This is a genomic window from Fulvivirga ulvae, assembly GCF_021389975.1.
Classification (GTDB): Bacteria; Bacteroidota; Bacteroidia; order Cytophagales; family Cyclobacteriaceae; genus Fulvivirga; species Fulvivirga ulvae.
Genome location: NZ_CP089981.1, coordinates 282,939 through 298,410 on the forward strand (window position 1 = coordinate 282,939; position 15,472 = coordinate 298,410).

Genomic DNA, 15,472 nt, shown 5'->3' on the forward strand with positions numbered 1-15,472 from the left:
GACGGCCGAATAATTGCCAGCACGAATACAGCAATACGGCAGATATTTACGTTTCCGGCCTAAAATTTCTTGTAGATTTTGTAGAGCCAACTCTATAAAATCTAATCAGAGCTATAAAAAACCAACGATTGAGGTTATTATATTCACAAAAAATAAATCTAAAGCACTATCAGTAAAGTATGTGCAAATTATTGCTATTTTTAAATCATATTCCGAGGCATTTCGCCAAATCAGACCTAAGAAAAAAAATTGAGACATGAAGTATTTTTTCCTGATTCTTTTGGCAATTTTTATTATTATCCAATTTTTCAGGATAGATAGGTCTGTACCCGAATACAAAAAAGCCAACGACTTTATTGCGATTGAGGAACCCCCGGAAGCTGTGGCTCATATTCTTGTAAAGGCATGCTATGACTGTCATTCCAACCAAACGGTTTATCCTTGGTATTCGGAAATAGCACCGGTTTCCTGGTGGGTGGCAGGCCATATTGAGAGAGGTCGTGAGCACCTTAACTATTCAACCTGGGGTGAACAGCCACTGAAACGCAAGAAGCATAAACTGGAGGATATGATAGAAGAAGTAGAAGAAGGTGAAATGCCACTGCCCAGTTATACACTGGCACATTGGAAAGCCAGCTTAACAGCCGAAGAAAAGACGGCACTGATAAACTGGCTTAGAAAGGTTAATTTCGATTTATGACCCGGCCACTTCCTGAAACTGCCACATCGATAGCAGGAAACCCGCGATAATATACATTGCCACTTCCTGAGATGGTGCCCGTGAGGGTTTCGTCTACATGGAGAAAACTATCCCCTGACCCTGAGATTGTCACATTGCAGGTGCTTGTATGGAGCGCAAAAGCATTGACATTTCCCGATCCTGAAATCACCGACCGGAGGTGCTCTGTATACCCGGAAAGCTCAAACCTTCCTGATCCGGTTAATGTAACGTCCAGATCGTCGCAATCAACAGGCATTTCAACCTCACCGGAACCTGAAATTGACAACTTCATGTTGTTGGTCACCCAAATATCAGCACTGTGTATGCTACCCGAGCCAAAGTTGGCAATGGATCGTAAACTGGGAGTGGTAACTGTAATGGTGGTATTATGATCCTTAAGGCACTTTCTTGTTTCTATATAAAGTTGCTCACCACTTACATCTGTTAAAATATCATTAACAATATTATGGTTTGACTGTACGGAAACTTCAAAATTATTGCCCTTCCTGATATAAATATCAGCGTTCATCGAATTGCTAATACCAGTGAATGAGGGTAAATCCCGGGTGGTCGTTCTTATACTTCCGCGTCCCCTTTCGCAAAAGCCATCATCGTTAAAATCAACATAACATCCGGACATGCCGAGTGTTATTATCCCAGACATTATAGCAGTTACTAACTTCAGACTTAAATTCATGTTTTTAATTTTTAGTGGTCAGATTTAAACCGTGTTATGAGATAATCCGGTATATTTTCAGAATTAAAGACAGCATCTGCTAAATAAGGTTACCAATGTTTGTTGATAAACTTTTAAATACTTTAATTTTACATAGTTAGTTGAAAGTAAAAGCATCGTGAAAGAGGAAAACACCACCCCACCTAAAATTGAAATACCAAAAGATTTTCACTCCTTTTCGAAGCAGGGGCTTTTTGAAAGGTGCATAGAATGTGATAAATTTCTTTTGGATGAAGGCACCGAGTATTTCATAGAAAAAGCCATAAAGAAATACCCTGGCTACAAGGCGTTTGATGTAATATTTGAATATGCTATATGCTCTGCCTGTGCTGAAAAAATGCGCAAGCGTATCTCAAAAGAATCGATGAAAAGTATTGAAAAGTATTTCGCAGAAAATGTAGACGTTGGCCAGCGGATGGATACGATGCAGGCAAACCCTGATGATCCCGGTGCATGGATAAGTGAATGTATGGTGAAGGGGTCTGCCAAAACTGAACTCAGCGAATTTCAGATCTACGCCCACTGCAATGGCAAACATTTGCAAATGGTACAGATGCCTTATCTCATCAGTGGCCAGGCTCTGGATGAAATTGCCAACCTGCTGTCAGAAAAGACATTGGACGAACTTGATGGCTTTGTTAACCGCCACTTCGGACCTCCTCCGGAACTAATGGAGCCTATACCTAAAAAACGACTGGTTTTGATCTGAAAACAGCGAGAGGCTTAGTCGTCCAGAAGGCTATCATTATTGCTTTCCAGCCGCTCACGGATTTCCCTGATCACTGCATCAAGTTCTTCTGTTGATTTCATCAGGTGATCTACAATTTCCCGTTCACCTTCTTTGAGGTTTGACTTCTCAAGCAGGTTAACGAGGCCCATAACACTGGCTACGGGCGCCCTTAGCTCGTGTGCGTTGCTATGAGCGTAGGCCGCCAGGAGTTTGTTCTGGTCCTTTAGTATCTGGGTTCTTGCTCTGATCTTATTTTCAAGATCCTGGTTTAATTTTTCAAGGTTTTGATTGAGCTTCCTGACCTCCTCCGACTGGGTTTGTATTTCCTCGGACTGAGCCTGAATCTGCTCATTTTTAGACTCCAGCAGGCGATTTACGTTTTGCTGGATTTTCCGTTGTTTATAAAAAGCCGAGGCAACAGCAATGGCCAGTATAAACATCATAACTACAGCTATGATAACTGTATTACGCTGTTTAAGCATGATTTCGGCAGCTTCCTTTTCTTTTTTTAACAACTCCGTTTCAAAGGCGGTCTGCATCCGGGCTATCTGATTAGACTTCTCTTCTGTAAATAACTCATCCTTAATCCTTGTATGCTTGATATGGCTTAAATATGCACTATCGAACCGATTGCCGGCAGCAAAAGCCCTGGCCTTACTTTCAAGTACATTCATTTCGATGTCCAGCGCTCCAATTGAGCCAGCTTCAGCCAGAGCCCTGTTGTGAAAGTACAGCGAGCTGTCATATTGGTTAAGTTTATTATAAATTCTACCCAAAAGCAGATAGGTATAGCTGGCCCCACGATGATCCCTGTTACTAACTCTAAGCCCGAGTGCTTTATTCGCATAGTTTAGGGAAGCATCGTAATGATTGCGCGCAAATTCAGCCTCAGCCAAACCGTGATAAGCATATGCCTCATATTGTACATTTTTTTCGACCTTATTGCTTTCCAAGGCCCTTTGAAAATAATATAATGCCGAATCAGAATCGTCAAGCATCAGATACGCCTCGCCCAGGTTAACATAGCCCAACGCAGGGTGTCCGTATTTTTCCAGCAATTTAATAGCTCTTAGCAAGTAAGTAAGGGATCTATCAACTTCTCCAAGCTTTTTATATATCTCACCTATGTTATTAGTGACCTGAGCTGCGAGTAACTCCTCGTTTAAAGCCTGATAAATCTGAAGGGCCTGAAGATAATACTCAAGCGACTTATTATAATTTCCCAGAGCCCATTCGAGGCCTCCGTATACATTGAGAGATTTCGCCTGCCCTTCTTCATAGGTAAGTCTTTGAGCTGTTTCGTATGCAATATCTACATCGTCACGTGAGGCAACAGGGTTAACATGAAGGTAAGCAAATGCCAACTCATTCAGAACATCGATCCTGGCAGTATCCGTTGCAACACTACTCAACACCTGGGAAAGACTATCGATTTTCACCCTCTGAGAATAAACAAGAGAGCAAAGTGATAACAGAAAGCTTACTAATAAGCAGTGTTTTATAGTCTTTACCATGATTAAAGTCAAAATACAAAAATATTAAAACAACCGGTCTATTTATGAGAATGTAATTTTTTGAGTATTTGATTACCCAATTTATTCTTACTTATCCTCAACCGGCAACCAACAAGACTTCTTTAATCAACAAAAGAAATTTATTAAAGTTTTGACAATCAGATACTTAAATAAAAAAGCAATGAATTGGCTTAATATTTTCCATATATACCACATAACCAACCAAAATTTCAATTATGCTTAGATGGACAGTAATATTCTTAATAATTGCTTTGATTGCTGCTCTCTTTGGATTTGGAGGAATAGCAGCAGGAGCAGCAGGGATAGCTAAAATTTTATTTTTCATATTCCTGGTATTGTTTGTTATCTCGTTATTGGCCGGTGCCGTCAGGCGCTGACGTGGTCATAGATCAGAGTAATCCATAGATAAAAGGCTGTAGCCGGTTCTCAGTGTCGAAATATACCTTCTCAATTTTTGCACCGGGAACTGAGAGCAGCCTTTTTATTATTTTTGCTACTTAAATAGGTTAATAATAGCCTCAGACCTGCTCACCCTCACTTTCTTGTAATCAAAATATCTATTCTGAAAACTCAAAATACGAATGAGACCTAAATTGCATGCGTCATAAGCAGCCTGCGAAATATCCGGCTCAATTTCTCGACGGGCTGAACATTAAGCATAATCTACTTAGGCAGATCCTATCGTAAGGAAGACTGCCGAAGAGGATAATGATATTTGTGATCAGGAGCGGAGGTTATCAACATTCCAAAATCAAACAGAATTTTAATACCTTGCTTTACTAAGCCTCTAAGGTTTCGTAAAGCTCAACTTCGGAACCTACAGACCAATTCCACTCTCTCCCTCTCCCGTCTGTCCGCTGACAGTCAGCATATAAAATGGTCTCTACGGTGCAGGTGGAATTTTCGGGAAGTATCCTCAAAAAGCATATTCAGAAACAAAAAAGAAAGGCTCCGCTTCTCAGCGGAGCCTTATCCCAAAACTTACTTACATTAACATGTTATCAACCTTGTCAAATCTAAGACAAGTACTATGCCAAAAGTTAGTTACTCATGGCCATCAGCAGATCATGTTGTGTAATAATGTGTACTTCATGTGCCTGATCTCTAACCAGAACAGCCTTATTATCTTTGTTTATCATTGATGAGAGCACATCCAGAGTATTGTCCATAGCCACAAAAGGCATAGGGTTATCCATCACTTCCCCTACCTCTTTTTCTCTGATCTCAGGGTCTTCGATAAGCTTCTCCAACAGTTTGGCTGTGGAAATACTTCCTACAAAGTGATTATTTTCCACGACAGGTACCTGATCGATCCCTTCTTTGTTTAACATTTTGATTACCTGCCCTATTTTGTCTGATTTGCTTACGGTATAAAGCTTATCCGAGCCATTTTTCCTGGTAATGATGTCCTTGGCTGTGGCAAAATCTCTCGATTCAAGGAAGCCATGATCTTTCATCCAGTTATCGTTATAAACTTTAGCCAGATACCTCGTACCATGATCAGGCAGAATGATCACCATCATATCATCCTCTTTCAGGTTTTCTCTGGCATATTCCAGTGCCCCATGCACGGCAGACCCGCATGACCACCCGACAAAAAGGCCTTCCTCTCTTGCAAGTCTTCGTGTCATAATGGCTCCATCCTTATCTGTTACTTTAACAAAGTTATCAATAAGGCTGAAATCAACATTTTTAGGGAGTATATCCTCCCCTATTCCTTCTGTCATATAAGGATATATTTCATTTTCATCAAAAACACCTGTTTCCTTATATTTCTGAAATACAGAACCATAGGTATCTATACCTACCGATACCACGTTCGGATTTTGCTCTTTTAAATATTTTGCTGTTCCGCACATTGAGCCACCAGTACCAACTCCTGCGGCATAATGTGTGATTTTTCCTTCAGTCTGATCCCATATCTCAGGGCCAGTAGTTTCATAATGTGCCGCAGTATTCGACATATTGTCGTACTGGTTGGGGTAAAATGAATTGGGTATATCCTGATTGAGCTTTTTTGCCACCGAGTAGTAGGATCGGGGATCTTCCGGAGCAACATTAGTAGGGCAAACGATTACCTCCGCTCCCATAGCCCGAAGAATATCAATTTTCTCCTGCGACTGTTTATCTGCCAATGTAAAAATACACTTATACCCCTTGGCAATGGCAACTAAAGCCAGTCCCATTCCGGTATTCCCTGAAGTACCTTCGATAATGGTTCCTCCGGGCTTTAATATGCCTGCTTTTTCGGCATCCTCTATCATTTTAAGGGCCATCCTGTCCTTCATGGAGTTTCCAGGGTTGAAATACTCCACTTTTACAAGCACAGTTCCCTTAATGTCTTTAGCCAGACGGTTTAACTTAACCAGGGGAGTGTTCCCAATGGTTTCAATAAGTGAATTGTAGTACATTGTTACAGATATTAGGTTTTTGCAAAATTAGGAAGATAATTGCTGTTTTTATAAGAATGCGTATGTAATTTAAACCACAACTAAAACAAGTTAGTGCGCAAACCCGTTTAATTTTTTGATACTAAAAACCAGCCGCATTCATGCAGTATTTTATACTCATCAAATACTTTCCTGTACTTCTGGTGCTTCTTATTGCACAACCGATTGCTGCTCAAAACGATGAGGTTACCCGAACAGTAATAAACAGTGAGACCAACGAGCCGGTACCTTATGCTACTGTTTCTTTTCCCGAACAGCAATATGGTTTCAGCACCAATGCCAACGGCGAGTTCAGGCTGAGTATAAGCCCTACCATGCTGGACAGAAAAATTGTTATTTCAAGTATCGGTTTCGAACCTTTTGGATCCACATTAGGTGAATTGGCCCAAAGCGAAAAAGGCCACATTTTACTTAAGCCAAAGGTGACTGTCCTGGAAGAAATATTGGTAAAAGCCAAATCTGAAACTCCCCAGGAAATCATAAGAAGTGCAGAAAAGAGTTTAAAAACATTTTTAAGACAGGATCCTTATTATCTGTACGCCTTCTACAAAGAAGATATCAGGAAAAACAAGACCTATGTCGGTTACACCGAGGCTTACGGGATTTTTCATATCTCAGGATATCAACCGGCTTACAATCGTAAGAATGTCCTCTTCTCCTATGACCTGGCTCAATGGAAAAACATTCGGCGTTCGCGGTATCATCTCAGCTCTGAATGTAACGACACGGTGCCGCGCATGCTGGAAATTGACAAATTGGTAAAAGCAAAAAGTGAGTACCTGTACAACGGCCCTTTCAGTAAGCTTAGGGATCAGTTCAGGTTCACCATCGATAGTTTGACCAGCTATCACAATCAAGATGTTTTCATCATAAGCTTCACGCCTGCTCAACCTGATGAGATAACCTATCGTGGTAGTGCCTATATAAAGGCTGACGACTACGCCCTTCTGAAATTAGAAATCCGGGAAGAGCATGCCGAGCGCTTATTTTATGAAGATTGCCCCGCTATGGAAAATGTATCTGCTCACTTCAATTTAAGCTATGTTAAGGTAGGTGAAAAATATTACCTCAATAATGTGGGGCTACTCACAAAGTACAACAGCGGTCCTGCTCCTATCGAAGAGCATATAGAAATTGCAGGTGGTGAATTCAGGGATAGCGATGTCACCCGATTTAATGAGGAGCAAAGGATGATAGTATACAAAGAGATGATCAACCCTGACATTGTTTACAACCCGGAATTTTGGGATCAGCATGACAGGCCAATACCCGCAGATGTGGAAGAGAAACTTTCGGAAGATGCTCCACTGCCGAGGCAATTTTTCATCAGCAGCGGGAAACGAATCATACCTCTGCCGGAAGAATATAACAGCTACCAGGAAATGTATAAGGACCGGGAAGTCTTCAGGATGTTTATGAATGCTGACTATTAAGTTTGTGAAAAGTGCGCGATTTAAGCCTTACCTCCGGCTAACAGATACAACACTGCCATCCTTACAGCTACACCATTTTGAACCTGCTCCAGAATGATGGAATGTTCCGAATCAGCCACATCGCTATTTAGTTCAACGCCACGGTTAATTGGTCCGGGATGCATGATGGTGATCTCTTTATCCAGTTCATCCAGCATTCGCTTATTCACTCCATAGTACAGGGAGTACTCACGAAGGGAAGGAAAATATTTAATCTGCTGTCTTTCAAGTTGGATGCGAAGTATATTGGCCACGTCACACCATTGCAGCGCCTTGCTTACGTCGAGTTCCACTTTTACTCCCAATGAGCCGATGTGCTTGGGGAGCAGGGTATTTGGCCCGCAAACCATCACTTCTGCCCCAAGTTTCTGAAGAGCAAATATATTAGAGATAGCTACCCGTGAATGTAAAATATCACCGATGATGGCTACTTTGAGTCCCTCAACTGAACCATGTTTTTCCATAATGGAGTAGGTATCGAGCAGTGCTTGTGTAGGGTGTTCATGTGTACCATCCCCTGCATTGACAATATTGGCATCAATATGCTTGGCCAGGAAGTGCGGTGCACCGGGGCTGCTATGCCGCATTACTACCATGTCCACTTTCATAGCCAGTATGTTGTTTACCGTATCCAGCAAAGTCTCTCCTTTCTTTACAGAACTGCTGGAAGATGAGAAATTGATCACATCGGCGCTAAGCCTTTTTTCTGCCAGCTCAAATGACAGCCTGGTGCGTGTAGAATTTTCAAAGAATACGTTGGCGATTGTAATATCACGCAGCGAAGGCACCTTTTTGATGGGGCGGTTAATAACTTCTTTAAATGATCTGGCTGTTTCAAAAATAAGTTCAATATCTTTCCGAGTGATGTCTTTAATACCCAGAAGGTGCTTTTGACTTAATTGTGACATTATTTGCTTTCCTTATTTATCAACCAGATTTTATTATCCTTAAATCCCTGAGCTTCCAGCTCCACCAACACTTTTTGGAAGTCCATGGTGTTTACATCTTTGCCTATATAGTCAGGCTCAATGGGCAACTGACGCGAATACTTGCGGTTTACCAGTACCAGAAGCTCAACTTTTTTAGGCCTGCCAAAGGCGATCATCGCATCCATGGCAGCACGCACTGACCTGCCGGTATAAAGCACGTCATCAATAAGCACTACGTTCTTGTTTTCAATAATGAAGGGGACTTTGGTAGCGTTTGCTTTGACCGGAGTATCTCTCCTCCTGAAATCATCTCTAAAGAATGTGGTATCCAGATAACCTAGGTCTATTTTGGTACCGGTATCTTTTTCCAGCTTATCATGGATCATTTCAGCAAGGTAAATGCCTTTGGGCTGCAAGCCAATAATGGCAGTATCCTCAAAATTTCCATGATTTTCAATAAGCTGCTGGCAAAGCCTGTTGACTGTGATATTCAGTAGGTGGGTGTCGAGTATTAGTTTTTTTTGCATGGCCTAAACTCATGCAAATATAGAGAAAAGTTTATTGTAAAGGCAATTGGTATGATGGAGTTTTTATTGCTGGGTGCTGATGGCTAGCTGCTGGTTGCTAGTTGCTGGTGGATGATCAGGTCGTGAAGTCAGAAGACTGGCGTCGGAAGTGGTCTACAGTATGTTAGAGAATTGGAACTTTGAATATTTCTACGAGACTACTATCCCCTTGAGGGGATTATAGGGGTGTTTTGACGTTAAATAGTCAACGGTAAACACAATTTGGACAGTAAACAGTTTTAGTCAACATCGGTCAACTCTAATCAGGGAAGTTCAGATGGTTCACTGGTAACTACCAGTTACTTCGCTTAATTTTTCTGTGGAAAATTTGCATCAATGTGCTGATCGAAAAGCTTCAAACATTACAAATACACAAAATAAGCGACATGGAATAATATTTGGCCTCTGTTCACCAGTTAAACGAAAATATTAAAAATCATATCAGCATCAAAAACAACAACTGATCATAATAAAATCAAAGCATGGGCAGAAGAGTGTGAAAGGAGGCCCGCAGTAGTAAAAGGAACCGAAAACAATGAAGATGGTTCCGGCCTGTTCCGAATCAACTTTCCCGGATATGCAGAAGAAAACCTAAAAGATATTTCCTGGGATGAATTCTTCAAAACCTTCGATGACCGGGACCTGGCCTTCCTGTACCAAGACGAAATTGAAAGAAAGGAAAGCAGGTTCTTTAAACTGGTCGACAGGGAGAATTGATGTATTATCTCAAAAGTTAGGTAATGGTGCTTTGCCTTTGAAATAGTTTACTGTCTGTTTTATCAGGCTCTACTAATAACTGTAATACTTACTTAATCCGAAGTTCATGATATTTGTCATTTTTCTTTATAAGGATATTCTCTTTGTTAAATTTCACTTCTTGCAAATCCTCCATAGTCTCACAGCACTCTCCATTTAGCAAATTACAAACCTCAAGCTTAAACCTGGAATGCCCCGCTTTATGACGTTCTTTATCTGTAGAAACTAACAACATCTTTTCCTTGCCAGGTGAAAATTGAACATCTAATAGGCTGGTTGAGCTTTTCTTCCAAAGCATATCCCCTTCTAATGAAAAGAGATATACATCCTTTGTTTGCACTATAATTTTACCATCGCCGGAAACGAAGACGCTTCGGAGAGGGTATTGTTTATCATGAACTAAATTATCGATGTAATCATACTCTTTGACAAGCTCTCCAAACTCATTGAAAATGTATATCTCTCTACCAAAGATATTATGTACAGCTACATATTCTCCATTTTCTGAAAACGATATTATCGGGTAGGCACTTATCTTCGTCTCCTTAACCGTACCATTGTTAAATATAAAATAAATTGACTTCGCTGGTGTTTCACCTTCATAAAATCCAACAGAATATGCCCCATTCGGAGATTTAAAAATCAAGTTAACTTCGGGAGGAAGGTCTACCTGTTTATCAAAGATGTTATATTTACCAGAGGACAACACCTGATAGTTATTTATAAAATACTCGGGTCTACTTTTCTGAACCTCTACCTTGTCCTCATAACTCCCTATAACCTTTAAGGTTTTGAAGCTTTCAATTTCCTGCGCCTCTGCTTTTAAGCCAAATCCAAAGAGTATTATGCATATACTCAACAAACCTTTATAGCCAATCAAATTATTTCCTTCAATTTTTTTCAATAACACAAGTATTAAATTCTCAGTGGTTTAGTCTCATAGGCAATTAAATTGCATCATTTTCCGCTGATACCTTCTCAACCAGATATCCTATTCTGGGATTATCAACTCTAAACTTTACCCTATAATCATTGGATTGGAGAGATTGCCCCTCTTTATAAGGCGAACGCCTCCTGTACTCAGTATCATTTACTATATACCTAAAATCAACAACACCATAAGACCTAACTAAAGAAGCACAAGATACTGTTTGATATTCAACCCCTTCAGAAAACACAGGACGATCATAATAAACAACTAAATAGCTGGGATTTTTATGCATATACTTCACAATGTACTCTTCACCGTCTTGAAGAAATGCAAATGGTTCTCTTTGCCCAAATACGTGAATACCTCCATCAACCCAATACCTCACCTTTAAATATTCACCAGTAGTATTATAATAATTCACCAACAGTTTCTACACCAAATTTATCAACCTCCTCATCAACATCTTTTGCCAATTTTCCCATTAATGTCATAAACCCTACAACCACCGGAATAATTAACAAAATTAAATAACCTGATTTTCCTTTTTTATTCTTCATCATGCTTTGGCACAAAATACTGGATCATTTATTATGACAGCACAATTATCCCTCTTTTTTATAAGACACTTCTCTACACTTAACTATAAATCAGAGTTTTTATTTTCTCTCAGGTCAGAGCTACTATAAATCGAAGGAGAAAAATCGAAAGTAATGACTCCATTCTTTCTTTCTAAAAATGCTGAATTTACTAACACACTGGATGTTCTTTCATTTTCTATGAAACGAAATGAAATGACGTTCACAAAAGAAAGCTTAACCGTCTCGAACTCGTAATTATTCAACTCATTCATACAATGAATAATAACCTCAAGATTTTGGGATGATTCTTTCGCTTCATACGTGAATTTCAAAATTAAAGAATCTGAAAACTCTCCGTACTTTCGCTTTATTTCATCTAGCATAATAAAAAAATTTCATTACCCTACGGTACATTTAAACATTATACATCCCACCCCTCACTCAAACAGCACCTTATTCACAAAAAACACCTTCCTGCTAAGACCTACGCCTTCGGTGCGGAGGTTTTGGATGGTTTGGGTGCCGTAGGTGAGGAATACATCACCATACCATTTGTTGAGACCGCTGATCTTTGTGTTTTTGTCTTCGATTTTATCTGAGTCATATTTCAGCCTCACTTTGTTTTCTTCTTTTCCTTCTAGCACCTGGCTGCCTTTGATGGTTTTGGAGCGGATCGCGTCCTCAAATACATAAAGCAAATCTACCCGGTCGCCGGAGGCATTGACATGAACGAACTGCTCCAGTTCAAATGATACCACATCGTTGATCTCGAAGCTGTTGTCCCATAGCAGGTTGCCTTGTTTGTCAAATCCGAGGATAATGGCATGGGTGTAGCGGTAACCGTCGAAAACTATGCTGGAGTTATGCAGCCCTCTGTTAAGGGCCCAACCGGAGCTGAACAGGCCTCCGTTACCGGTTATGGTCTTGTATTTGGGGTAGAAAGCCTCTCCAAGCAGAATGTACTGATCTTCATGACTGATCAGCTCGTGCACCAGCAGGCGGTAGTTAAACTTGATCTTCTTATTTTTGATCTTCTTACGTTCTATCCGGGATATCACTCTTTTTTCCCTGCGGGCTTTCATGTAGTTGAAGAAATTCTCAAGCTCAGCATAGTTATAGTATTTAATCTTTTGCTCGCCGTATGGGTTAACATTGGCAACAAATACTCCCCGGGAATACTCTGAACGCCGGCGGCCATAAACACCGGCTACAAGCTGGTTCTGATTTTCCAAGGTTTCCGCTCTGCCAAACAGCAGGCTTTTAGATCGATCCGAGTCCAGGCTGATCTTTTTGAGCAGATTACCGAATTTATCAAAGGTATTAATAAATAAGGTCGTGTTCTTTTCTTCACTTGGCCCACTGAGGATGATATCAAATGTGTTATTGTCATTAACCTTCATCTCTATCAACTGAGCCCTGTCATTGAAGAAGCCCGGCAAAACCCTCGGGATTTGCTCTTCAAGATTGTAAAGGACCACCAATGGCCGGTAATTGAAGTATCCCCCGATAATAACGGTATTATTGATCATCTTGAAATCAAAAAACGCAAAGGGTATAAAATTTCTAATGCTGTAGTTACTGACCTCGCCGGATATAGCGGAGAAGCTCACCAGGCTGAGACTACGGTCACCCTGCTTTTTGCTGGAAAACAACAGGTGCAACTTACCATCTATAAACAGGTGACTGATATTGATAAAGTTGGGATTAATGAAATATTCCCTGCGCCAGGTAATATTTAAAGTAGTATCCAGCAGATATACCTCCCAAAGGTTGTCGGTGGAGCTGTATGTATTTTCAATTTCTCTGAAAAGAAAAATTCCACTTTCCGCAGCTGGCGCTACCACAAAACCGACATCATTGCCTACCTCCAGCTCAAATCTTTCTGGCTGCGCTATTTGTGCAATAGCCGATCCGGCAAGGATCAGGTAAAAGCAAAGGCAATATATTAAAGCACTACTCTTCAAACATTATTTTATTGATAAACAGCACACTCCTTCTATTTTCAACATCAGGGTTTAGCTTATTCTGTATTTTATGATAACCCCAAACGTAAAAATAGTCTCCGTACCAATGACGGGCATTACCCACACCGTCGTAGGTACTTTTTATAACATCAGCTTCATTATTGAGTATGAGTTTCTCCTTAGCCTTTGTTATTGTTTCCGATTGATTGATGATTTTATAATTGATATTTTCTTCCGATTTATAAACGAGGTTGAGCTTACCCATAGACCTGCTAAAATCTACCACCGGTTCAAGCGAGAAGGTTTCCACATCTTCTATCTTAAAACTGTTGTCCCATTGTAACTCACCTGCACTATTTAACTTGAGGATCACCGATTCAAGGTATTCGAAATGATTGGCGTCCTGTACGTGCGAAGAGCTTCCAGGCCGCCTGACGTAATCCTGACGAGCTGCGGAGGAGTAAAAGTCATTGTCCATACCAAAGCCATAGGCATATGGTGAGTATATACTTCTGCTCCCAAGTTTTTCATACTGAGGGTTGTAAATCTCGGCAGCCAGCAAGTAGCCGTCTCCGTGCTGCTGAACCTGATGCATATGAAGCCTTGAGCTGTACCTGAACTCCTTACCCCTGGAAATTTTTGTCTCTATTTTCCTTTTTATCCTTGCCGAACGCCTTGGCCCCATGTAGTCAAAAAAGTGTTCCAACTCACTGTAATTATAGTACCTTACAATATCCTTCTGTCCTTCGGGCTTTACAATCGCAAAATATATTCCCTGCGAATAGCTGGAAACCGTTTTACCGTATGTGCCTGAGATAGCAATATTTCCATCTACAAAGCCCGTACACCTGCCATCCATTACGTCATAGTCCCGGCTCATTTCTATGGTCTTTTCAAATAGGATGTCTCCTTCGGGTGCATAGGTCCTCAGCTTGAGGTCATAGCCTTCATAAGCCTTTTCCAATGTCAGGATATTAAAAGTGCCGTTATCATTTTCTCTGAGATCTATGATCTCACTTCGGTCTTTAAAGAAGCCGGGGATAACATCTATCTTGTCATCTCCAAAGTTATAGGATATCAATGTCGGGCTATACCGTACGTACCCGCCAAGGATAAGAAAATCATTCACAACGATTAGATGCGACAGGTCGATGGAGATTTCATTTTTTATTTCATATCGGTTTATTTCCCCATCATCAACTGCTATGGTAATGAGCAGATAATTGCTATTGGGAGCATCATTTTCACTAAAAAGCAGGTACAGTCTGTCTTTATGTTGCTCAAAACCTTTAAAAACATGTTTGGTATCAATCAGCATTTCCTGTTTCCACTTTTCAACCAGTGCTGTATCCAGTGCAATTAATTCCCAAACATCACCTTCATTTCTTCGGTACTCATCGGTATCTCTAAAGATCATCAATCCCCTTTCCCCTACGGAAGTCACGTTAAAGTAATTGTCCGTATTCTCCTTCTCCATCTCATACCTTTTGGTTTGAACCAGCTGGGACATAGATGAAAAAGTAATTCCGAGCGTTAAGAAAATAATTAGTAAAGATACCTTCATATGTTATTCGCTCATACCTATGATTATGTCAAACTCTTCTTTTTTGACCGGCTGCACCGATAATCTTGAATTCCTGACCAAGACCATTTGATTGAGTCTTGCCTCATTTTTGATTTCATCCAGTTTAACAGGGCGTTTTAAGGCCTGTTCGGGAGCAATATCGACCACTACCCACCTGTCATCATCGGTTGTAGGGTCCTGGTAAGATTCTTTAACAACTTTAGCTATCCCAAGCACACTTTTTTCATTTACACTATGATAAAAAAGTATCAGATCCCCTACCTTCATCTCTTTCATGTTGTTCCGGGCCTGGTAATTTCTGACTCCATCCCAAAAAGTTTGTTTATCCTTTACAAGATCATCCCATGAATAGGTGCCCGGCTCAGACTTCATTAACCAATAGTTCATCTAATTTTCTTTTTCGTTGTTACGTTTTTATAAATTTACATAATAATAAATACTGTTATAAAAATCTATAAGCTTGCCTGCCTCCATTTTTGAAGGAGCGGTTGCTGGCTTCTATAAAAATATAAAAAATCG

The 15,472-nt window shown here is 40.4% G+C and carries 16 protein-coding genes; 4 read left to right on the top strand and 12 right to left on the bottom strand.

The window, feature by feature from the left end; translation table 11 throughout:
* Positions 1-256 precede the first annotated feature (256 nt).
* Complete coding sequence (locus tag LVD17_RS01190; RefSeq protein ID WP_233764176.1) at positions 257-700, top strand: heme-binding domain-containing protein; 444 nt, start codon at positions 257-259, stop codon at positions 698-700.
* On the opposite strand, the gene LVD17_RS01195 is transcribed toward LVD17_RS01190, so the two are convergent.
* On the bottom strand, positions 684-1,418 hold the full coding sequence (locus tag LVD17_RS01195) for a head GIN domain-containing protein (protein ID WP_233764177.1): 735 nt from the start codon (positions 1,416-1,418) through the stop codon (positions 684-686). The two genes, LVD17_RS01190 and LVD17_RS01195, sit on opposite strands and share 17 nt — an antisense overlap.
* 157 nt (positions 1,419-1,575) lie before the next feature.
* Here LVD17_RS01195 and LVD17_RS01200 point away from each other — a divergent pair, with 157 nt between their 5' ends.
* Entirely contained in the window at positions 1,576-2,166 is a 591-nt protein-coding gene (locus tag LVD17_RS01200; protein ID WP_233764178.1) for a hypothetical protein, read from the top strand.
* 14 nt (positions 2,167-2,180) lie between these two features.
* On the opposite strand, the gene LVD17_RS01205 is transcribed toward LVD17_RS01200, so the two are convergent.
* Positions 2,181-3,626 carry a tetratricopeptide repeat protein gene (locus LVD17_RS01205; protein WP_233764179.1) on the bottom strand — a complete coding sequence of 482 codons (1,446 nt, stop codon included), beginning with the start codon at positions 3,624-3,626 and terminating at the stop codon, positions 2,181-2,183.
* A gap of 311 nt (positions 3,627-3,937) precedes the next feature.
* Here LVD17_RS01205 and LVD17_RS01210 point away from each other — a divergent pair, with 311 nt between their 5' ends.
* Entirely contained in the window at positions 3,938-4,099 is a 162-nt protein-coding gene (locus LVD17_RS01210; protein ID WP_233764180.1) for a DUF1328 domain-containing protein, read from the top strand.
* A 663-nt stretch (positions 4,100-4,762) separates the two neighbouring features.
* On the opposite strand, the gene LVD17_RS01215 is transcribed toward LVD17_RS01210, so the two are convergent.
* Complete coding sequence (locus LVD17_RS01215) at positions 4,763-6,133, bottom strand: cystathionine beta-synthase (RefSeq protein ID WP_233764181.1); 1,371 nt, start codon at positions 6,131-6,133, stop codon at positions 4,763-4,765.
* A gap of 140 nt (positions 6,134-6,273) precedes the next feature.
* On the opposite strand from LVD17_RS01215, the gene LVD17_RS01220 reads away from it, so the two are divergent.
* On the top strand, positions 6,274-7,605 hold the full coding sequence (locus tag LVD17_RS01220) for a carboxypeptidase-like regulatory domain-containing protein (protein ID WP_233764183.1): 1,332 nt from the start codon (positions 6,274-6,276) through the stop codon (positions 7,603-7,605).
* A gap of 20 nt (positions 7,606-7,625) precedes the next feature.
* On the opposite strand, the gene LVD17_RS01225 is transcribed toward LVD17_RS01220, so the two are convergent.
* The 9 genes from LVD17_RS01225 to LVD17_RS01265 all read right to left on the bottom strand — a co-directional run bounded on the left by LVD17_RS01225 (position 7,626) and on the right by LVD17_RS01265 (position 15,340).
* Complete coding sequence (locus tag LVD17_RS01225; RefSeq protein ID WP_233764185.1) at positions 7,626-8,552, bottom strand: aspartate carbamoyltransferase catalytic subunit; 927 nt, start codon at positions 8,550-8,552, stop codon at positions 7,626-7,628.
* Positions 8,552-9,100: a bifunctional pyr operon transcriptional regulator/uracil phosphoribosyltransferase PyrR gene (pyrR, locus tag LVD17_RS01230; RefSeq protein ID WP_155169255.1), complete on the bottom strand. Its 549-nt coding sequence runs from the start codon at positions 9,098-9,100 to the stop codon at positions 8,552-8,554. Before pyrR ends, LVD17_RS01225 begins: the two co-directional genes overlap by 1 nt.
* 844 nt (positions 9,101-9,944) lie before the next feature.
* Positions 9,945-10,799: a hypothetical protein gene (locus LVD17_RS01235; protein ID WP_233764186.1), complete on the bottom strand. Its 855-nt coding sequence runs from the start codon at positions 10,797-10,799 to the stop codon at positions 9,945-9,947.
* A 43-nt stretch (positions 10,800-10,842) separates the two neighbouring features.
* Positions 10,843-11,247 (bottom strand): hypothetical protein, encoded by a 405-nt coding sequence (locus tag LVD17_RS01240; protein WP_233764187.1) that lies wholly within the window; start codon positions 11,245-11,247, stop codon positions 10,843-10,845.
* The gene (locus tag LVD17_RS01245) at positions 11,234-11,386 is read right to left on the bottom strand and encodes a hypothetical protein (protein WP_233764189.1); all 153 of its coding nucleotides are present in this window, start codon (positions 11,384-11,386) and stop codon (positions 11,234-11,236) included. Before LVD17_RS01245 ends, LVD17_RS01240 begins: the two co-directional genes overlap by 14 nt.
* Positions 11,387-11,466: 80 nt before the next feature.
* Positions 11,467-11,787: a hypothetical protein gene (locus tag LVD17_RS01250; RefSeq protein WP_233764191.1), complete on the bottom strand. Its 321-nt coding sequence runs from the start codon at positions 11,785-11,787 to the stop codon at positions 11,467-11,469.
* 54 nt (positions 11,788-11,841) lie between these two features.
* The gene (locus LVD17_RS01255) at positions 11,842-13,368 is read right to left on the bottom strand and encodes a hypothetical protein (RefSeq protein WP_233764193.1); all 1,527 of its coding nucleotides are present in this window, start codon (positions 13,366-13,368) and stop codon (positions 11,842-11,844) included.
* Entirely contained in the window at positions 13,358-14,878 is a 1,521-nt protein-coding gene (locus LVD17_RS01260; RefSeq protein ID WP_233764194.1) for a hypothetical protein, read from the bottom strand. Before LVD17_RS01260 ends, LVD17_RS01255 begins: the two co-directional genes overlap by 11 nt.
* 57 nt (positions 14,879-14,935) lie before the next feature.
* Positions 14,936-15,340: an EVE domain-containing protein gene (locus tag LVD17_RS01265; RefSeq protein ID WP_233764196.1), complete on the bottom strand. Its 405-nt coding sequence runs from the start codon at positions 15,338-15,340 to the stop codon at positions 14,936-14,938.
* Positions 15,341-15,472 lie beyond the last annotated feature (132 nt).

Excerpts from the sequence above, each read along its gene's own strand:
- LVD17_RS01225 (WP_233764185.1), bottom strand. The coding sequence starts at position 8,552 with ATGTCACAATTAAGTCAAAAGCACCTTCTGGGTATTAAAGACATCACT.
- pyrR (WP_155169255.1), bottom strand. The coding sequence starts at position 9,100 with ATGCAAAAAAAACTAATACTCGACACCCACCTACTGAATATCACAGTC.
- LVD17_RS01195 (WP_233764177.1), bottom strand. The coding sequence starts at position 1,418 with ATGAATTTAAGTCTGAAGTTAGTAACTGCTATAATGTCTGGGATAATA.
- LVD17_RS01215 (WP_233764181.1), bottom strand. The coding sequence starts at position 6,133 with ATGTACTACAATTCACTTATTGAAACCATTGGGAACACTCCCCTGGTT.
- LVD17_RS01210 (WP_233764180.1), top strand. The coding sequence starts at position 3,938 with ATGCTTAGATGGACAGTAATATTCTTAATAATTGCTTTGATTGCTGCT.
- LVD17_RS01190 (WP_233764176.1), top strand. The coding sequence starts at position 257 with ATGAAGTATTTTTTCCTGATTCTTTTGGCAATTTTTATTATTATCCAA.
- LVD17_RS01260 (WP_233764194.1), bottom strand. The coding sequence starts at position 14,878 with ATGTCCCAGCTGGTTCAAACCAAAAGGTATGAGATGGAGAAGGAGAAT.
- LVD17_RS01220 (WP_233764183.1), top strand. The coding sequence starts at position 6,274 with ATGCAGTATTTTATACTCATCAAATACTTTCCTGTACTTCTGGTGCTT.
- LVD17_RS01245 (WP_233764189.1), bottom strand. The coding sequence starts at position 11,386 with ATGATGAAGAATAAAAAAGGAAAATCAGGTTATTTAATTTTGTTAATT.
- LVD17_RS01265 (WP_233764196.1), bottom strand. The coding sequence starts at position 15,340 with ATGAACTATTGGTTAATGAAGTCTGAGCCGGGCACCTATTCATGGGAT.
- LVD17_RS01250 (WP_233764191.1), bottom strand. The coding sequence starts at position 11,787 with ATGCTAGATGAAATAAAGCGAAAGTACGGAGAGTTTTCAGATTCTTTA.